The organism is Thalassobaculum sp. OXR-137 (assembly GCF_034377285.1).
GTDB lineage: Bacteria > Pseudomonadota > Alphaproteobacteria > Thalassobaculales > Thalassobaculaceae > Thalassobaculum.
The window spans coordinates 5,165,230-5,180,903 of sequence record NZ_CP139715.1 but is presented as its reverse complement, the minus strand read 5'-3'; the positions used below and the strand labels follow the sequence as shown (position 1 = coordinate 5,180,903).

13 protein-coding genes are annotated in these 15,674 nt (G+C 67.0%); 8 read left to right on the top strand and 5 right to left on the bottom strand.

Going from position 1 to position 15,674, the window contains the following annotated elements:
- Nucleotides 1-21: 21 nt before the first annotated feature.
- Nucleotides 22-1,908, bottom strand: coding sequence for a molecular chaperone HtpG (gene htpG, locus T8K17_RS23995; RefSeq protein ID WP_322332242.1), 1,887 nt, complete (start codon nucleotides 1,906-1,908; stop codon nucleotides 22-24).
- A 149-nt stretch (nucleotides 1,909-2,057) separates the two neighbouring features.
- Between htpG and T8K17_RS23990 the strand changes: the two genes are divergently transcribed.
- From T8K17_RS23990 to T8K17_RS23980, 3 genes are all read left to right on the top strand, one after another.
- Entirely contained in the window at nucleotides 2,058-5,345 is a 3,288-nt protein-coding gene (locus T8K17_RS23990) for a helicase-related protein (RefSeq protein WP_322332241.1), read from the top strand.
- On the top strand, nucleotides 5,342-5,776 hold the full coding sequence (locus T8K17_RS23985; RefSeq protein WP_322332240.1) for an RNA-binding S4 domain-containing protein: 435 nt from the start codon (nucleotides 5,342-5,344) through the stop codon (nucleotides 5,774-5,776). Before T8K17_RS23990 ends, T8K17_RS23985 begins: the two co-directional genes overlap by 4 nt.
- Nucleotides 5,777-5,922: 146 nt before the next feature.
- Nucleotides 5,923-7,113, top strand: a complete 1,191-nt coding sequence (locus tag T8K17_RS23980; protein ID WP_322332239.1) for an aminotransferase class V-fold PLP-dependent enzyme — start codon at nucleotides 5,923-5,925, stop codon at nucleotides 7,111-7,113.
- Between the two features lie 6 nt (nucleotides 7,114-7,119).
- Here T8K17_RS23980 and T8K17_RS23975 read toward each other — a convergent pair whose 3' ends face one another.
- Nucleotides 7,120-8,250, bottom strand: coding sequence for a sensor histidine kinase (locus T8K17_RS23975; protein WP_322332238.1), 1,131 nt, complete (start codon nucleotides 8,248-8,250; stop codon nucleotides 7,120-7,122).
- Between the two features lie 201 nt (nucleotides 8,251-8,451).
- Nucleotides 8,452-9,141, bottom strand: coding sequence for a DUF938 domain-containing protein (locus T8K17_RS23970; RefSeq protein WP_322332237.1), 690 nt, complete (start codon nucleotides 9,139-9,141; stop codon nucleotides 8,452-8,454).
- A gap of 120 nt (nucleotides 9,142-9,261) precedes the next feature.
- On the opposite strand from T8K17_RS23970, the gene T8K17_RS23965 reads away from it, so the two are divergent.
- From T8K17_RS23965 to T8K17_RS23945, 5 genes are all read left to right on the top strand, one after another.
- On the top strand, nucleotides 9,262-9,705 hold the full coding sequence (locus T8K17_RS23965; protein ID WP_322332236.1) for a TerB family tellurite resistance protein: 444 nt from the start codon (nucleotides 9,262-9,264) through the stop codon (nucleotides 9,703-9,705).
- A 45-nt stretch (nucleotides 9,706-9,750) separates the two neighbouring features.
- A complete protein-coding gene (fdxA, locus tag T8K17_RS23960) occupies nucleotides 9,751-10,089 on the top strand; it encodes a ferredoxin FdxA (RefSeq protein WP_322332235.1) in 339 nt (112 codons plus the stop codon).
- 378 nt (nucleotides 10,090-10,467) lie between these two features.
- Nucleotides 10,468-10,965, top strand: coding sequence for a CarD family transcriptional regulator (locus T8K17_RS23955; RefSeq protein ID WP_028795112.1), 498 nt, complete (start codon nucleotides 10,468-10,470; stop codon nucleotides 10,963-10,965).
- A gap of 261 nt (nucleotides 10,966-11,226) precedes the next feature.
- On the top strand, nucleotides 11,227-12,084 hold the full coding sequence (locus tag T8K17_RS23950; RefSeq protein WP_322332234.1) for a hypothetical protein: 858 nt from the start codon (nucleotides 11,227-11,229) through the stop codon (nucleotides 12,082-12,084).
- Nucleotides 12,085-12,271: 187 nt separating this feature from the next.
- Nucleotides 12,272-13,180 (top strand): RNA polymerase factor sigma-32, encoded by a 909-nt coding sequence (locus T8K17_RS23945; RefSeq protein ID WP_416153156.1) that lies wholly within the window; start codon nucleotides 12,272-12,274, stop codon nucleotides 13,178-13,180.
- An 82-nt stretch (nucleotides 13,181-13,262) separates the two neighbouring features.
- Here T8K17_RS23945 and T8K17_RS23940 read toward each other — a convergent pair whose 3' ends face one another.
- Entirely contained in the window at nucleotides 13,263-14,723 is a 1,461-nt protein-coding gene (locus T8K17_RS23940; RefSeq protein ID WP_322332233.1) for a M48 family metalloprotease, read from the bottom strand.
- Between the two features lie 134 nt (nucleotides 14,724-14,857).
- Nucleotides 14,858-15,673 (bottom strand): thermonuclease family protein, encoded by an 816-nt coding sequence (locus T8K17_RS23935; RefSeq protein WP_322332232.1) that lies wholly within the window; start codon nucleotides 15,671-15,673, stop codon nucleotides 14,858-14,860.
- Nucleotide 15,674 lies beyond the last annotated feature (1 nt).

Sequence of the window (15,674 nt, the reverse complement as noted above, 5' to 3'; positions counted from 1 at the left end):
GGACCGGCACTACCGTGTTTCTCAGGCGCCCAGCGCCTTGACCATCACTTCCGAGAACCGGCGGGTGAAGGCCTTCGGATCGCTGACCGGCTCGCCTTCCAGGATACGGGCCTGTTCGAACAGCAGGAAGGCGGCGTCGTCGATGCCGTCCGTCTTGCCGTCCTTGACTAGCTTGGCCAGGCCCTTGATCAGCGCGTGGTCGGCGTTGATCTCCAGCACCCGCGGGGCGGCATGGTCGAGCTGCTTATGCTGGCGCAGCATCCGCTCCAGGTTCATGTCCATGTCGGTCTCGTCGGCGACGAGGCAGACCGGGCTTTCCGACAGACGGTCGGTGGTCCGCACGTCCTTCACGGTCGATCCGAGCGCCAGCTTCACCGAGGCGATCAGATTGTCGACCGACCCGCTGTCCTTCGGCTCGTCGTCCTTCTTGTCGGCGCTCTCGTCCTTGTCGGTCTCGCCGGACTTGATGGAGGCGAGATCGGCGCCGCCGCGGGTGATGGACTTCAGCGGCTTGCCCTTCACCCCGTCGAACATGGTCTGGACCCAGAACTCGTCGATCGGGTCGGTGAGGAACAGGACCTCCACGCCCTTCTTCAGGAAGCCCTCCAACTGCGGCGAGGCCTTGGCGGCGGCCTCGTCCTCGGCGGCGATGTAGTAGATCGCCTCCTGGCCTTCCTTCATGCGCTCGATATAGCCGTCCAGGCTCGCCAGCTCGTCGCCGGCGGTCGACTTGAACCGCACCAGGTCGAGCAGTGCCTCCTTGTGCTCGCCGCCATCGGCGTAGAGGCCCTCCTTCAGCACCGCGCCGAAGTTGCGCCAGAACTCGGCATAGGCCTCCGGCTCCTTCTTCGCCTTCTTGGCCAGGTCGCCCAGCACGCGCTTGGTCAGTGCCTTCGAGATCGTGGTGACCACCGGGTTGTGCTGCAGCATCTCGCGGCTGACGTTCAGCGGCAGGTCCTCGCAATCGACCACGCCCTTCAGGAACCGCAGCCAGGAGGGGACCAGGCCCTCGATCTCATCGGTGATGAAGACCCGCTTCACGTAGAGCTTCACGTGATGGCGCCGCTCCGGGTGGAACAGGTCGAACGGGCGCTGCGACGGCACGAACAGCAGGCCGTGATACTCGATGCGGCCTTCGGCCTTCCAGTGGACGGTCATCCACGGGTCGTCGAAGGCGTGGCCGACGTGGTGGTAGAATTCCTTGTAGTCCTCGTCGGAGATCTCGCTCTTCGACCGGGTCCACAGGGCCGAGGCCTGGTTCAGCGTGTCCTCGTCCTCGCCCTCCACGAATACGACGGGGAAGGGGATGTGGTCGGAATAGGTGCGGACGATGGTCTGAATCCGCTGCTTCTCCAGGAACTCCTTGGCGTCCTTCTTGAGATGCAGGGTAATGACCGTGCCGCGGGTGGCCTTCTCGGCCGGCGCGACCGTGTATTCGCCGAGCCCGTCGGAGGTCCACAGCCAGCCCGTGCTCTCGCCGGCCTTGCGGGTCAGGACCTCGACCTTGTCCGCAACCATGAAGGCGGAATAGAAGCCGACGCCGAACTGGCCGATCAGGCTGGTGTCCTTCTTGGCATCGCCGCTCATCTCGTCGACGAAGGCCGAGGTGCCGGAGCGGGCGATGGTGCCGAGATTGTCGTGCAGCTCGGCTTCGGTCATGCCCACCCCGTTATCGGAGAGGGTCAGCGTCTTCGCCTTGTCGTCGGCGGAGATGCGGATCTTGAAGGCGCTGTCGTCGGCGGTCAGATCCGGATTGGAGATCGCCAGGAATCGCAGCTTGTCGCAGGCGTCGGCGGCGTTCGAGATCAGCTCTCTCAGGAACACCTCACGTTCGCTGTAAAGCGCGTTCGCGACGATGTGCAGAAGTTTCGAGACTTCGGCTTGGAAAGATCTTGTTTCGGCAGCCATGGCAGTTGGTCCGTTGTTGCTATTGTCGACTGTCAGGACGGGTCGGAGATATGGCCGACGAGTGACGTCTGCAAGTCCTTCTCTCCGCCGCCGTCCATATGTGTTATGCCGAGAACCGGATTGAATGGAGCCGGTCGCAGATCTCCCCCATGGTTCTCGCATCGCATGCCGCGTCGGTCCTGGCCGTCCTCGGCCCGACCAACACCGGCAAGACCCACCTTGCGATCGAGCGGATGCTCGGTCACCGCAACGGCGTGATCGGATTTCCGCTGCGGCTGCTGGCGCGCGAGAACTACGACAAGATCGTCGCCCGCAAGGGATATCGCGCGGTTGCGCTGGTCACGGGCGAGGAGAAGATCATCCCGCCCGATGCCAAGTACTTCGTCTGCACCGTCGAGTCGATGCCGCTGGACAAATCTTTCGACTTTCTGGCGGTCGACGAGGTCCAGCTTGCCGGCGATCCGGAGCGCGGTCACGTCTTCACCGACCGCCTGCTGCACGCCCGCGGCCTCGACGAGACCATGTTCCTCGGCTCGGAGACGATCCGCCCGCTGCTGCGCCGGCTGGTGCCGGAGGCCCGGTTCGAGACCCGGCCGCGCCTGTCGGAGTTGAGCTATTCCGGCCTGTGCAAGATGACCCGCCTGCCGCGCCGCAGCGCGGTGGTCGCGTTCTCCGCCGCCGATGTCTACGCCATCGCCGAGGTCGTGCGGCGCCAGCGCGGCGGCGTGGCGGTGGTAATGGGGGCGCTCAGTCCGCGCACCCGCAACGCCCAGGTGCAGATGTATCAGGAGGGCGAGGTCGACTATCTGGTGGCCACCGACGCGATCGGCATGGGCCTGAACATGGATATCGACCATGTGTTCTTCGCCTCCGACCGCAAGTTCGACGGCCGCTTCCCGCGCCGCCTGAGGGCCGCGGAGCTGGCGCAGATCGCCGGCCGCGCCGGCCGCCACATGAACGACGGCACCTTCGGGGTGACCGGCAACTGCCCGCCGCTGGACGACGAGGCGGTGATGGCGATCGAGACCCATACCTTCGACGCGCTGAAACAGCTTTCCTGGCGCAACACCCGGCTCGACTTTGCGACCATGCGCGACCTGAAGCGCTCGCTGGAGGTCTGGCCGGAGCACGATTTCCTGTCGCGCAAGCGCGACGGCGAGGATCAGGAGGCACTGGAGACCCTCTCCCGGATGGAGGAGGTGGCCAAGCGCGCCAACGGTCCGGTCCGCATCCGGCTGCTGTGGGACGTGTGCCAGATCCCGGACTTTCAGAAACACCTTACGGAAAGTCATGCGCGTCTCCTCGCACAGGTGTATCTTTACCTGACCGACGCTGAGGAGAAGCTGCCAAGCGACTGGGTCGACGGCCAGATGAGCCGCTTCGACAGGACCGAGGGCGATATCGATACCCTGATGGGACGTATCGCGCATATTCGCACTTGGACCTACATTACACACCGAGGGGACTGGATTGACGACGCCGGTCACTGGCAGTCTAGGGCGCGCGCGATCGAGGACCGATTATCGGACGCGTTGCATCAGCAGCTCACTCTAAGGTTCGTCGATCGGCGGTCGGCGACCCTGTCGCGGAAGCTGAAGGGTGGTAAGGAGGATATATTGGCGGGCGTATCCGGCGACGGGACGGTAACGGTCGAGGGGCATCGTGTCGGGCATTTGGAAGGGTTCTCCTTCCAGCCCGACGCCGCGAATACCGAAGAAGAGAAACAGGTGATGACGGCGGCGCGGCGCGTCCTTCCGGACGAGATCGCACGTCGTGTGTCCCGTCTGGAAAGCGACCTCGACGAGGTGTTCCGCCTGGATGGTCATGGCGTGTTCTACTGGCGGGGCAACCCGGTGGCCGATCTGGTCGCCGGCGACGTGCCCTGGCGGCCGGACGTGCGCGTGCGCGAGAGCGACATGCTCGAACCGCCGCAGCGCGACCGGGTGCAGAAGCGCCTGAAGACCTGGCTGGACGTGCATCTCGAGGCGGTGATCCCGCAGTTGCTGCAGCTTGCCCGCTCGGACCTGTCCGGCGGCGCGCGCGGCATCGTGTTCCAGGTCCTCGAGGGACTGGGCAACGCGCCGGCCGAAGGGCTGCGTGCGATGGTCAAGGAACTCGACGAGCAGGGCCGCAAGGATCTGGCCCGGGTCGGGATCCGGCTCGGCACCGAGAACCTGTACATCCCCCAGCTCCTGAAGCCGAAGCCGGTCGCCATGCGCGGCCTGCTCTGGTCGGTGTTCCACGGCCGTTTCCCCGAAGAGGGGCTGCCGCCGGAGGGCCGGGTGCAGGTGGTACGCCGGCCGGAGACGCCGACGGAATACGACATCGCCCTGGGTTACCAGCGGCTCGGCGGCCGGGCGATCCGCATCGACATGGTCGAGCGCATCGCCGCGCTGATCCGTCAGGCGGCCCGCAACGGCCCGTTCGCGATCAATCCGGACATGCTGTCGCTGGCCGGTGTCGATCACGAGACCTTTGCCGCCATCCTGAACGACCTCGGCTACCGCAAGGTGGGCGAGCGTCCGGCCGACCAGCCCGCCGCCGCCCAGCCGGCGCAGGCCGGCGACGACGCTGGGGCGGCGCCGACGACGGAGGACGCTGCGGCTCCGGCGGATGCGGCCGCGGTTGAGCCGACCCCGGGCGAGGCTTCCGAGGAAGCGCCGGCTGAGGACACGCCGGCCGAGGACACGGTCAGCCCGGCCGAGGCGGCCGATGCGTCCGTGCCGGAAAGCGTCGGCGCGCCGTCACCCGAGGAGGCGCCCGCGGACACCGCTGCGAGCGACGTGCCGGAGGCGGACAGCTTGGCGTCGGCCGAAGCACAGCCCGACGCTCCGGCGGAGACCGCCGAGACGACCCCGGCGACCGACGATGCCCCGGCCGAAGCCGCAATCGACCCGGCTGGCGAAGAGGCCAAACCGGATGACGGCGAGACGGCCCCGACGGGAGAGGCCGAGCCGGTGGTCATGGTGCCGCTGTTCGCGCGCCGCCGCAGCGAGGAAGGGCGCCGTCCGCGTCCCAACCGCAACAAGCAGCGACAGGGCGGCAACCGGCCGAACGCGGCCGAGGGCGCGCCCGCCGGCGAGGCCCGGGCCGACGGCAGACCGGCCCAGGATCGCCAGGGTCAGGAGCGGCAGGGTCAAGATCGCCAGGGTCAGGACAGGCAGGGCAAGCGGTCCGACAACCGCCCGTCCCAGGGCAAGCCGCAGCATGGCAAGTCGAGCCAGGCTCGACAGGGCGAGGGCGACGGCCAGCGCGGCGACCGTCGCCGGGGTGGCGGCGGCAAGGGTCCGAACCGGCGCGACGGCGATCGTCGTGGGCGGGACGACCGGCCCCGGGTGCATACCGCCGAGCCGGAACGCCGCGGCGAGATCGATCCGGATTCGCCCTTCGCGGCCCTGGCCGGCCTGCGCGACGCGCTGCGCAAGAAGGACGGATGAGCGGAGGCGGCGTCCCCGCCCCCGACGGTGCCGACAGCCAGCGTCTGGACAAATGGCTCTGGTGCGCGCGGTTTTTCAAATCGCGCGCCCTGGCCAATGCCCTGTTGGCTGCCAACCGGCTGCGGATGGACGGAACCGTCGTCGCCAAGGCCCATCAGAAGGTGAAGGTCGGCGCCGTGCTGACCTTTCCCCAGGGACCGCATGTGCGGGTCGTCAAGGTTCTGTCCCTGGCCACCCGGCGCGGCCCGGCGCCCGAAGCCCGACTGCTGTACGAGGACCTGGCGCCCATTCCTGAGCGCAGTTCCGAAGCCAAGTCGGTCGATCTCGACGAGCCCACCGCGCCGAGCCGTGACAAGGGTGCGGGCCGGCCGACCAAGCGCGACCGGCGGGCCATCGACCGGATGTTGGACGACAGCGGTCTCGACGGGTAAGGCGCGATCGGGTCGGATCCACTCGATCTGAACCGTGAATCGCCGTCTAACCTATTCAAGATAGAGCAAATTCACACGGCCAGATGTTTCCATCTGGTTGTGATTTGCTCTAGCCTCCCCGCCAGCACGCGCAAGGGAGGGTCAGGATGTCCACGAAATCAACGCCTATCGATGTCGAGCGGGCCCGGCACGAGACCCGGGGCTGCGCGGGGATCGTCCACCTGAACCACGCCGGTTCCTCGCTGATGCCGATCCCGGTCGCCGACGCGCTGATCGGCTGGCAGCGCGAGGAGGAGTTCCGCGGCGGCTACGAGACCGCCGACCGGCACCAGGACAAGCTGGAGAACTTCTACGACGCCACCGCCCGGCTGCTGAACTGCAGCCGCGACGAGGTCGCCTTCGTGGAGAACGCCACCCGGGCCTGGGACATGGCGTTTTATGCGCTGGATCTGGGCAAGGGCGACCGCATCTTGACGACGGAGTCCGAATACGGCTCGAACATGATCGCCTATCTGCACAGGGCCAAGCATACCGGCTGCGAGGTGGCGATCGTGCCGAACGACAACCACGGCCAGATCGACGTGGCCGCCCTGGACCGCATGGTGGACGACCGGGTGAAGCTGATCTCGATCAGCCATGTGCCCACCGGTGGCGGCCTGGTCAATCCGGCGGCCGAGGTCGGCAGGGTGGCCGGCAAGCACGGCGTGCCCTATCTGCTGGATGCCTGCCAGTCGGCCGGACAGATCCCCTTGGATGTGGCCGAGATCGGCTGCGATTTTCTGTCGGCAACCGGGCGGAAGTACCTGCGCGGCCCACGCGGCACCGGGTTTCTCTACGTGCGCGGCGACTGGATCGAGCGTCTGGATCCGCCGCTGTTGGACCAGCACGCGGCCGAACTGGTCAACGAGCGGGAATACGTGGTCCGCGCCGACGCCCGGCGGTTCGAGAACTGGGAGTGCCATTTCGCCGGCAAGGCGGCCCTGGGCGTGGCCATCGACTACGCGCTGGGTTGGGGGCTGGAGGCGATCCGCGACCGGGTCCAGCCGCTAGCCCAGCAGCTCCGCGACCGTCTATCCGGCCTCGACGGCGTGGAGGTACTGGACGAGGGTGCCGAGAAATGCGGCATCGTCACCTTCCGCAAGCGCGGCGAGGAGGCGGACGCCATCAAGCGCCGCCTCAAGGACCACGGCATCAACGTCAGCGTCTCCGGCGACAGCGGCGCGCGGGTGGGATACGACCGCCGCGGGATCGCCACGGCGGTTCGGGCCAGCGTCCATTACATCACGCTGGAGCGGGAGATCGACGCCCTGGTGCGCGTGGTGGGCGAGGGCGCCTGACCGCCGTCAGGCGGCCTGGGACGCGCCGCGCTTCCGTTCCGCCTTGCGGAAGGTGATGGTCAACGACCGGGCGCCCCCAGCGGCGTTGCCGACCTGAACCGTCGCGCCGGCGCCGGCGGCCAGCGAGTTCACCAGGGACAGCCGCAGGGCGGCCGGGGTCGAGGAGGGGAAGTCCTCCGGCCCGGCACCGTCGTCCAATTCGGGCGGCACGTCTCCCAGGGTCCAGGGTAGATCGCTGACGACCGTCAGGCTGGCGTGGTCGATCGTCTCGGCAACCGAAACGTCGATCCGCGTGGCGGTCGGACTGGTGCCAAGCGCCACCTGCAGCGCGTGCAGGACGATCTGCTTCAAGGAGCGTTCCGAGGTCACCACGGCCGCGTCGGCGTTGCTGGGAACGGTCATGTGGATGACGGTTCCGCAGCGTTCCGCGTGGAAATGGGTCAGCCGTACCGCCTGATCCACCGCGCCTGCCAGGTCGACGCCCGCCGGGTCCAGGTCGCGGGAGTCCGGATCGGCTTCGTGCGCGCTCAGGTCCAGAATGGTCTGCAGGGTGGTCAGCAGATCTTCGCCACTGTCGCGGATGCCGCTGGCATAGTCGCGGTAGCGGTGGCTGCCGAGCGGGCCGAGGGCTTCGGTCGTCATCACCTCGGCGAAGCCGATCACATGGTTCAGCGGCGTGCGCAGGTCGTGGCTCATTCCGGCCAGAACCTGGAATTTGCTGCGGTGGCCGCGGACCGCTTCCTCGCGCTGGGCGCGCGCGGTGTCCAGGGCCATGTCGAGCCGGGTCACCGTCTCCTGCACATTGGCGAGCAGGATGCCGGCTTCGTCGTCGTAGCGCGTCGGCAGCGACGGGATCTTGCGCTCATTCAGGTAGGCGCGCAGGGCGGTGGCCGCACGGGTGATCGGCGCGAGCAGAAGGTAGAGCATCGCCATGGTGGCGACGGTTCCCAGCACGGTGGCGATCAGTAGGGCGATCAGAACGCCCATCGTGTCGGAGAGGGCGATGTCGGCGGAGAGCAGGATGTAAGTAACCGCACCAATCATGGGGATATGAACCCCGATGAAACTGACCACCAGAATCTTCACAAGATAGTTGCGCGGCAGAGGAAGCCGGCTCATCCAGTCATAGAATTTCATTTCGATTGTCGCTTCGTTTACCAGGGTAGGGCTCTAATTCTGGTCGTAGACCGGTTCAACCAAGTCAATATCTTTCGCTGACGTATGCGCGAGTCGATCAGGGTCGCCAGGGATTTCAACGACCTGTGCGGGTGCCCGTGGGGCGCACCGATTATTTGTCCCGGCCTTTTGAATGGATTACGCGGCCAACCGCGGATCGGATCAGTTCCGCAGCACGACGCAAAGGTTGTTCGCCGGCATCGTGTGCACGGCGGCCAGCTTCAGGCCGCACGCCGCCGCCAAGGGCAGGACCTCGCGTTCCAGGTCCCGGATGCCCCAGTCCGGGTCCTGACGCCGCAGGTCGGCGTCGAACGCGGTGTTGCCGGGGCTCATGGACCGGCCGTCGCGATGGAACGGTCCGTAGAGAACCAGCGGCGCGCCCGGTCTCAGCCAGCGCGCCGCGCCCGCCAGGAGGCCGCGAGCCACGGCCCAGGGCGCGATGTGGATCACGTTGACGCTCACCATGCCGTCGAACGGCGCGCAGTCCGCCACCGGCCATTCCTCGGCCGAGAGCGAGGCGTCGAGTGCGCGGGGTGCCAGCGGGCGCGGGCCGTCGGCGGGCAGGAAGGCGCTCCAGGCCTCGATACTCGCCCGCCGCTCCGGGGTGTTTTCGGTCGGCAGCCAACGCACCGGATGCAGGTCGCGCGCGAAGGCGGCGGCATGGTGTCCGGTGCCCGATCCGACCTCGAGCACCGTCCCCGTCGCGGGAAGTTCCTGGCGCAGCACGTCGAACAGCGGCCTGGCGTTGCGGCGGGCGGCGGGGGCGTCCATCGCCCCGGCGGGCGCCTCGACAGCCATCAGGGCATCGAACCCGGCAGGGGCGGTGGAGGGAGAGGGGGCTGACGTATCCATGATAGCGACCTATGTACTCACGGTCCGGCGCCACTGGCTGCCGGCGCCGGGAAAGATGACCCGCACAGACTCCAGGAACCGGAACGGAACTCGACCATGCTAGCGCGCCTGAAGGCCTTCATGAACAGTATCGACGCCGGAGGCACGCCCTCCGCCGCGCCGAAAGATGCCCTGGCCACCGCCGTGGCGGTTCTTCTGGCCCGGGCGGCAACGCTGGACGGCAGCTTCGAGGCCGAGGAGCGCGCTGTGGTGGCGGAGCATCTGTGCAATCGGTTCAACGTGTCGCGGGACGAGATCGACCGCACCCTGGACGAGGCCGCCACCTCCGCCGATCAGATGGTCGACCTCTACGGCCTGACCCGGACCGTGAAGGACCGGCTGGACGAGGAAGGGCGCATCGAGCTGATGGAAGCGCTGTGGGAGGTGGTCTACGCCGACGGCGAGCTGCATGACTACGAAAGCCAGCTGATGCGGCGGCTTTCGGGCCTGCTGTACATTACCGACCGCGAAAGCGGAGAGGCGCGAAAACGGGCTCTTGCGAAGCTCGGTCTTGAAGTCGGTTGACCGGCTACGCTAAAGAGCGACGTCAACCGCGCGCCGGAGACCCGCATGACCTACATCGTCAACGAGAAGTGCATTAAGTGTAAGTACACTGACTGTGTCGAGGTCTGCCCCGTAGACTGCTTCTACGAGGGCGAGAACATGCTGGTCATCCATCCGGATGAATGCATCGACTGCGGCGTCTGCGAGCCCGAGTGTCCGCCCGAGGCGATCCTGCCCGATACCGAGCCGGCCGCGGAGAAGTGGCTCGCGCTCAATGCGGAGTACGCCGAGATCTGGCCGAACATCACGCGCAAGGTCGATCCGATGCCGGATGCCGACAAGCTTCAGGACGAGGCGGGCAAATACGACAAGTATTTCTCGGCCAATCCCGGCGACGGAAGCTGATCGATCGCAGCTTCCACGGCGACTTTCTGCCGCGACATTAAGATTCCGGTCACAAATATCTGATCTAATGACTCAGTCGGCTGGGCTGCCGCCCTGCGCTCGCATTCCTGCGTGTAAGCTACCATTCGCCGCGATTTTGTGATAAGGTTCACAACATCGCGCTGGTCAAAAGCCGACGAGGATCAGTGCACCCCCGCAAAACGTGGGACCATCGACGAAACGACCAAATGTTTCGGCCGTCTCTCGTGTTGATAGCGTGGTTCTCGGCTTATGGGGACGTCGGTCCTTCGGACCGACGGTGGTTAGTTTTCTTTGTGTGGTGGGAGCGTTTTGGTGGTCGAAGAGGGCGGAATGGCAGAGGACGTGGAAAAATCACCCATGACAAAAAAGAACGAGTTCAACACTGGTGACTTTGTCGTGTACCCGACGCACGGTGTGGGCCTGATCAAGGGGACTGAGACCCAGACCATCGCCGGGACTGAGCTGGAACTTCTGGTGATCGACTTCGAGCAGGATCGGATGACCCTGCGCATTCCGCTCACCAAAGCCAAGACCAGCGGCCTGCGGCGCCTGAGCAGCCGCAAGCAGATGGATGCCGCGATCGCCAAGCTGAAGGGCCGCGCCCGCGTCCGTCGCACCATGTGGAGCCGTCGCGCCCAGGAATACGAGGCGAAGATCAATTCCGGCGATCCGGTGTCGATCGCCGAAGTGGTTCGCGACCTGCGCCGGTCGAGCAATCAGGCCGAGCAGTCCTACAGCGAACGCCAGATGTACCAGGCGGCCATCGACCGGCTCGCCCGGGAATTCGCGAAGATCGAGAAGATCGACGAGGAAGCGGCGATCGACCGTCTCGAGAAGCTGATGGACGCTGCCTGATCGACCTGATTCGGCGCGAATCGGCCAATTTTGTGCAACGGGCGGCCTTTGGGTCGCCCGTTCTCATGTCCGGGTGAGACCTATAGTATGCGAATGGTGCCGGCGCCCACTCTGCGAGCGATATCCGGCACTTAGCTAGAATATCGAGAATCGGATGCGGCGACTCGGCGGGACCGCTTGCGGGCGGTGCGTTGACGCGCGACTCGGAAGTGGTATTGGGGTGGGATGACTCGTTCACCCGAGCGCGAGGCCCCCCCGGCCGTGACACCGACCTGCCTGAACGCTTCCGATCGCCATGTCGACCTGTCCGGCGCACGCCGCATCTGGGCGGTGGGAGCGGTTTTCGGCGAGGCCGACCTTCTCAGCGACCTGCACGACCAGATCGGTGCCCGCTTCGCACCGGGCGACCGGATCGTGTATCTGGGCAACGTGCTCGGCGGCGGCGACGTCCGCGCCACGCTGCGCGAGCTCATGCGGTTCCGCGCGCTCGTGATGGCCCAGCCGCCCCTGTACCTGCCGGACGACATCGTCTGCCTGCGCGGCGCCCAGGAGGAGATGTGGCACAAGCTGCTGCAGATCCACTTCGCGCCGAAGCCGGCCGAGCTGCTGACCTGGATGCTGGAGCGCGGCGTCGGCGCAGCGCTGGCGGCCTATGGCGGCGATGCCGACCAGGGCTTCGCCGCGGCCGAGGAGGGCATGGTGGCGCTGACCCGCTGGACCAGCCGGCTCAAGGCGGGTGTGCATGCCTCTCCCGGCCATCAGCAGTGGTTCAGCCAGATCCGCCGGTTCGCCTGCACCGGGTCCGACGGCGTGCTGTTCGTGAATACCGGCATCGATCCGTCGCGCACGCTGAACGACCAGCGCGACGCCTTCTGGTGGGCGTCGAAGGGGTTCGAGCGTGCCGATACCGCAGGGTTCGAGGGCTTCCGCAAGCTGGTCCGGGGCTACGACCCCGAGGGCGGCGGACCCAAGGAAACCGAGCGGACGCTCTGCATCGATAGCGGCTGCGGCCGCGGCGGGGCGCTGAGTGCTGCCTGTCTGGCGACCGACGGCCGACTGCTGGATTGGGTCGACGCCGTTCCCAGTGAGACGGTCGTCCCCCTGCGCGCCGCCCGATAGGACCGGCCAGGCGCTTCTGCCGGCCGGCTGCGGCCCCATCTCCATCACGTTTGGTTGAACCGACGGCGATCCTTGTGCGCCGCAACAATATTTTCGTGTCAATCGGGTCCGGGATATGATCCGATTTATTTGGAAATGCGTACGTAAGGCTAAAAAGAACCGCAGCACGGGTGTCAGACACCAGCGGATGCCAACCACACAGGGGGCGGCAATGGCCTATATCGACGACCCGGAGACCCAGCGCGCCAACATCGCCTTCATCAAGGCCTCGATGAAGGAACCGCTGCTCGAGCGCGACCATGAATTCGACCTGGCGCGCCGCTGGCGCGAGGAGGGGGACGAGCGGGCGCTGCACGAGCTTGTGCGCTCCTACACCCGTTTGGTGGTGTCCACCGCCAGCAAGTTCCGCAATTACGGCCTGCCCATGGGCGACCTCGTCCAGGAAGGCAATGTCGGCCTGATGCAGGCGGCTGCCCGGTTCGAGCCGGAGCGGGAGGTGCGGTTCTCCACCTATGCCGGCTGGTGGATCCGCTCTGCCATCCAGGACTACATCCTGCGCAACTGGTCGATCGTGCGGACCGGCACGACGGCGGCGCAGAAGTCGCTGTTCTTCAACCTCCGTCGCCTGCGCGCCAAGATCAGCAGTTCGGTGAACGGCGGCATGACCGAGGAAGGGCGCATGTACGTCGCCACGCAGCTCAAGGTCGACCGCCGCGAGGTGGAGGCGATGGAGATGCGGCTGTCCGGCCACGATCAGTCGCTGAACGCCCCGATCTCCGAGGCGGGCGAAGATGACTGGCAGGACTTCCTGGCGGACGAACGGCCGAGCCCAGAGGCGGTGGTCACCGGCATGCGCGATGCCTCCACCCGGTCCAAGTGGCTGGCGGAGGCGCTGGCGGAACTGTCGCCGCGCGAACGCACGATCATCGATCAGCGCCGCCTGAGCGAAGAAGGCGCGACCCTGGAGGAGCTGGGCCGGGAGCTCGGCGTCTCCAAGGAACGGGTCCGCCAGCTCGAGCATCGGGCGCTCATGAAGCTCCGCGACCGGCTGGTCCACCGGGTCGAGCGCACCGGCGATCTGCTGCTGGAGGCCTGAATCTTCCTCCCGCGAGGTGTACCGAAACGAAAAGGGCGTCCCGTCGGGACGCCCTTTGTCGTTCCAGGTCGGTGAAGACGTCCTATTCGGTGACGATCTTCACCAGCATTCCCGGCTGAAGCTGGGCGTTGGTGTCGATGTCGTTCAGCACCTGGAACCGGGCGCGCTTCTCGGTCCCGTCCGGCATCCGGGCGGCGAGGCTGTCGACGGTATCGCCGGCCTGCACCTGGACCACCTGAAGACGGTAGGGCCGGTAGGAGCCGGCTTCGGCTTCGCTGAGCTTCTGGAAGCTGTAGGTGGTGCGTCTCATCTCCTCTTCGTTCGCCGCGAGCGTGCTGGCGCTGCCCAGGAAGATGAACCGGTAGATCATGCCGTCGGTGCCGCGGATGGCGATCAGCCGGTAGTTCTGCTGCCCCTGCTGGGTCTGGACCACGGCGGCGGTTGTCGCGGCGTTCATGCCGTTGACGGTGAACTCCTGCAGCCCCGAAAGACGGGCGTTCTTGCCCCATTGCTGAAGGTACTGGGACATCGACAGGCCGGACGTCGCCCGCACCGCATCGAAGACCATGGCCATCTCGTTGCCGCGGCGTCCTTCGACCCGGTCGGAGGAATTCATCAACACGAAGCCCGGCGGTGCGACGAAACGGAAGCGCAGGGTCGGATGGATGAAGGTCCGGTCGCGGATGAAGCCTTCGTTGGGATCGTCGCCGTAGAGCATGCCGTCGATCTGGCGCAGATACGCCTCCCGTTCGACCCGGCCCGGCGCCAGGGAGCCGGTGGCCTGCTGCGCCTCGCGGACCCGGTCGATGGTGCGCGGGTGGGTGGCCAGGAGGTTGAAGTCGTTGGGGTTGCTCTCGGAGCCCCTCAGGCGGGCTTCCAGCTCGGTCTGCTTGCCGAGGCTGGCGAGGAACTGGGCGACGGCGCTGGGCTCGTATCCGGAGGCCGTCATATAGCGCAGGCCGAGGGAGTCGGCTTCGAACTCGTTCTCGCGGCTGTAGCTCTTCAGGTACAGGCCGCCCCCGAGATTGGCGAGGTCGGAGAGGGCGCGCTGACCGGTGACCGCACCTAGCAGCCCCGCGCCAAGGCTGACCGCGACCGAGCGACTGTAGCGCTCGGCGCTGTGCCGTGCGGTGACGTGGCCGATCTCGTGGCCGAGGACGCCGGCGAGCTCCGCTTCGTTGTCGGCGAGCGCCAGCAGTCCCCTGCTCACGTAAACGTATCCGCCGGGCAGCGCGAAGGCGTTGACCACGGGGCTGTCGAGAATGGTGAAGGTGAAGTTCAGGTCCGGACGCTCGGACACCGCCGCCATCCGCGCGCCGATGCTGGCCACGTAGGCGCCGAGCTGCGGATCCTCATAGGCGCCGCCGAACTCCTCCAGGATCTGCGGGTGCTGCTCCGCACCGATCCGTTTCTCGTCCTGCGGCGACATGAAGGCCGTGAAGCTCTGTTCGCCGGTCGCGGGGTTGGTGGAGCAGGCCCCCAGCGTGACGAGCGCCAGGCAGGCGAGAAGCGGGAATGTGCGTTTGAACAGCGGAGCCATCATGCGTTTCTACCCTGTGACTGGTCGTGGCGACGATATGGCAGGCGGCAGCCATCTCCAAGATCGCTCTGGGTGTCTATTCGGGAGGCAACGTCTCAGGCTGCGCCCCGGTTCCGGAACCGGGGCGGATGAGCCGCCTAGTCCTCCAGGACTTCGAGCTGGGCCGGATGCGTGAGGTCGATCATCGGCCCGTTCATCGGGTAGACCCAGCCGCGCCCCCGAACGCGCCGGCCGGTGAGATCCTGCAGATCCATCCCCGCCGATTTGAACGCGCGTCGGGCGTCGCTCTCGATCCGGAAGGTGAAGTCGTTCCGCCAATCCAGGCCGAAATTGAGGTAGGCGGTCCCGCGCACCAGCGCCGCGTCGGCCACCCGGCCCTCGACGATCTGCCAGCTGTCCAGGTCGCCCCAGGTCTCGCCCGGATTGCGGATCCGATAGAAGCGGTCGGCCCAGATGCCGCGCCGGTTGGCCCGGGCGGTGCGTTCCAGGTCGAGCATGGTGCGCGCGCCGATCGCCGTGCGGGGCCAGGTATATACCCGGGCCAGGCCGCGCTGCAGCAGATGACCCTGCACCCAGGTGCCATCGTCCAAGGTCAGATGGGCCAGGGCGCGCTGCCACCGGTCGCGGCGGTCGTCTGCGTAGAACAGCGTGACGGCCTGCCCGAGGCATAGGGCGCCGGTTTCGGCGGCGGCTTCGACGGAGAGCGGCCAGGCCGGCCGGCCGTCATGGTCGGGGGCCGGTCCCTGTACGCCGGCCAACCGGACGCGCAGCCCGTCTTCCAGGTCGAGGGTGTCGCCGGCAAGAATGGCGGCGACCCGGCCGGTCTCGCCGCGGGTCAGGGCGGCAGGCAGGGCCGGGCCGGGGCGGGCCGGTTTCGCCGCCGACAGCATCACCGCCCCGCCCGCCGCGAGGGCGGTTCGGAGCAGCGCGCGTCGGGTCGGCCGTGGAGCCATG

Bases quoted from the DNA above. Each gene is read 5' to 3' on its own strand.
- T8K17_RS23965 (WP_322332236.1), top strand. From the start codon at position 9,262: ATGAACAGTATCGACGCCGGAGGCACGCCCTCCGCCGCGCCGAAAGAT.
- T8K17_RS23970 (WP_322332237.1), bottom strand. From the start codon at position 9,141: ATGGATACGTCAGCCCCCTCTCCCTCCACCGCCCCTGCCGGGTTCGAT.
- htpG (WP_322332242.1), bottom strand. From the start codon at position 1,908: ATGGCTGCCGAAACAAGATCTTTCCAAGCCGAAGTCTCGAAACTTCTG.
- T8K17_RS23935 (WP_322332232.1), bottom strand. From the start codon at position 15,673: ATGGCTCCACGGCCGACCCGACGCGCGCTGCTCCGAACCGCCCTCGCG.
- T8K17_RS23990 (WP_322332241.1), top strand. From the start codon at position 2,058: ATGGTTCTCGCATCGCATGCCGCGTCGGTCCTGGCCGTCCTCGGCCCG.
- T8K17_RS23975 (WP_322332238.1), bottom strand. From the start codon at position 8,250: ATGAAATTCTATGACTGGATGAGCCGGCTTCCTCTGCCGCGCAACTAT.
- fdxA (WP_322332235.1), top strand. From the start codon at position 9,751: ATGACCTACATCGTCAACGAGAAGTGCATTAAGTGTAAGTACACTGAC.
- T8K17_RS23985 (WP_322332240.1), top strand. From the start codon at position 5,342: ATGAGCGGAGGCGGCGTCCCCGCCCCCGACGGTGCCGACAGCCAGCGT.
- T8K17_RS23955 (WP_028795112.1), top strand. From the start codon at position 10,468: ATGACAAAAAAGAACGAGTTCAACACTGGTGACTTTGTCGTGTACCCG.
- T8K17_RS23940 (WP_322332233.1), bottom strand. From the start codon at position 14,723: ATGATGGCTCCGCTGTTCAAACGCACATTCCCGCTTCTCGCCTGCCTG.
- T8K17_RS23980 (WP_322332239.1), top strand. From the start codon at position 5,923: ATGTCCACGAAATCAACGCCTATCGATGTCGAGCGGGCCCGGCACGAG.
- T8K17_RS23945 (WP_416153156.1), top strand. From the start codon at position 12,272: ATGCCAACCACACAGGGGGCGGCAATGGCCTATATCGACGACCCGGAG.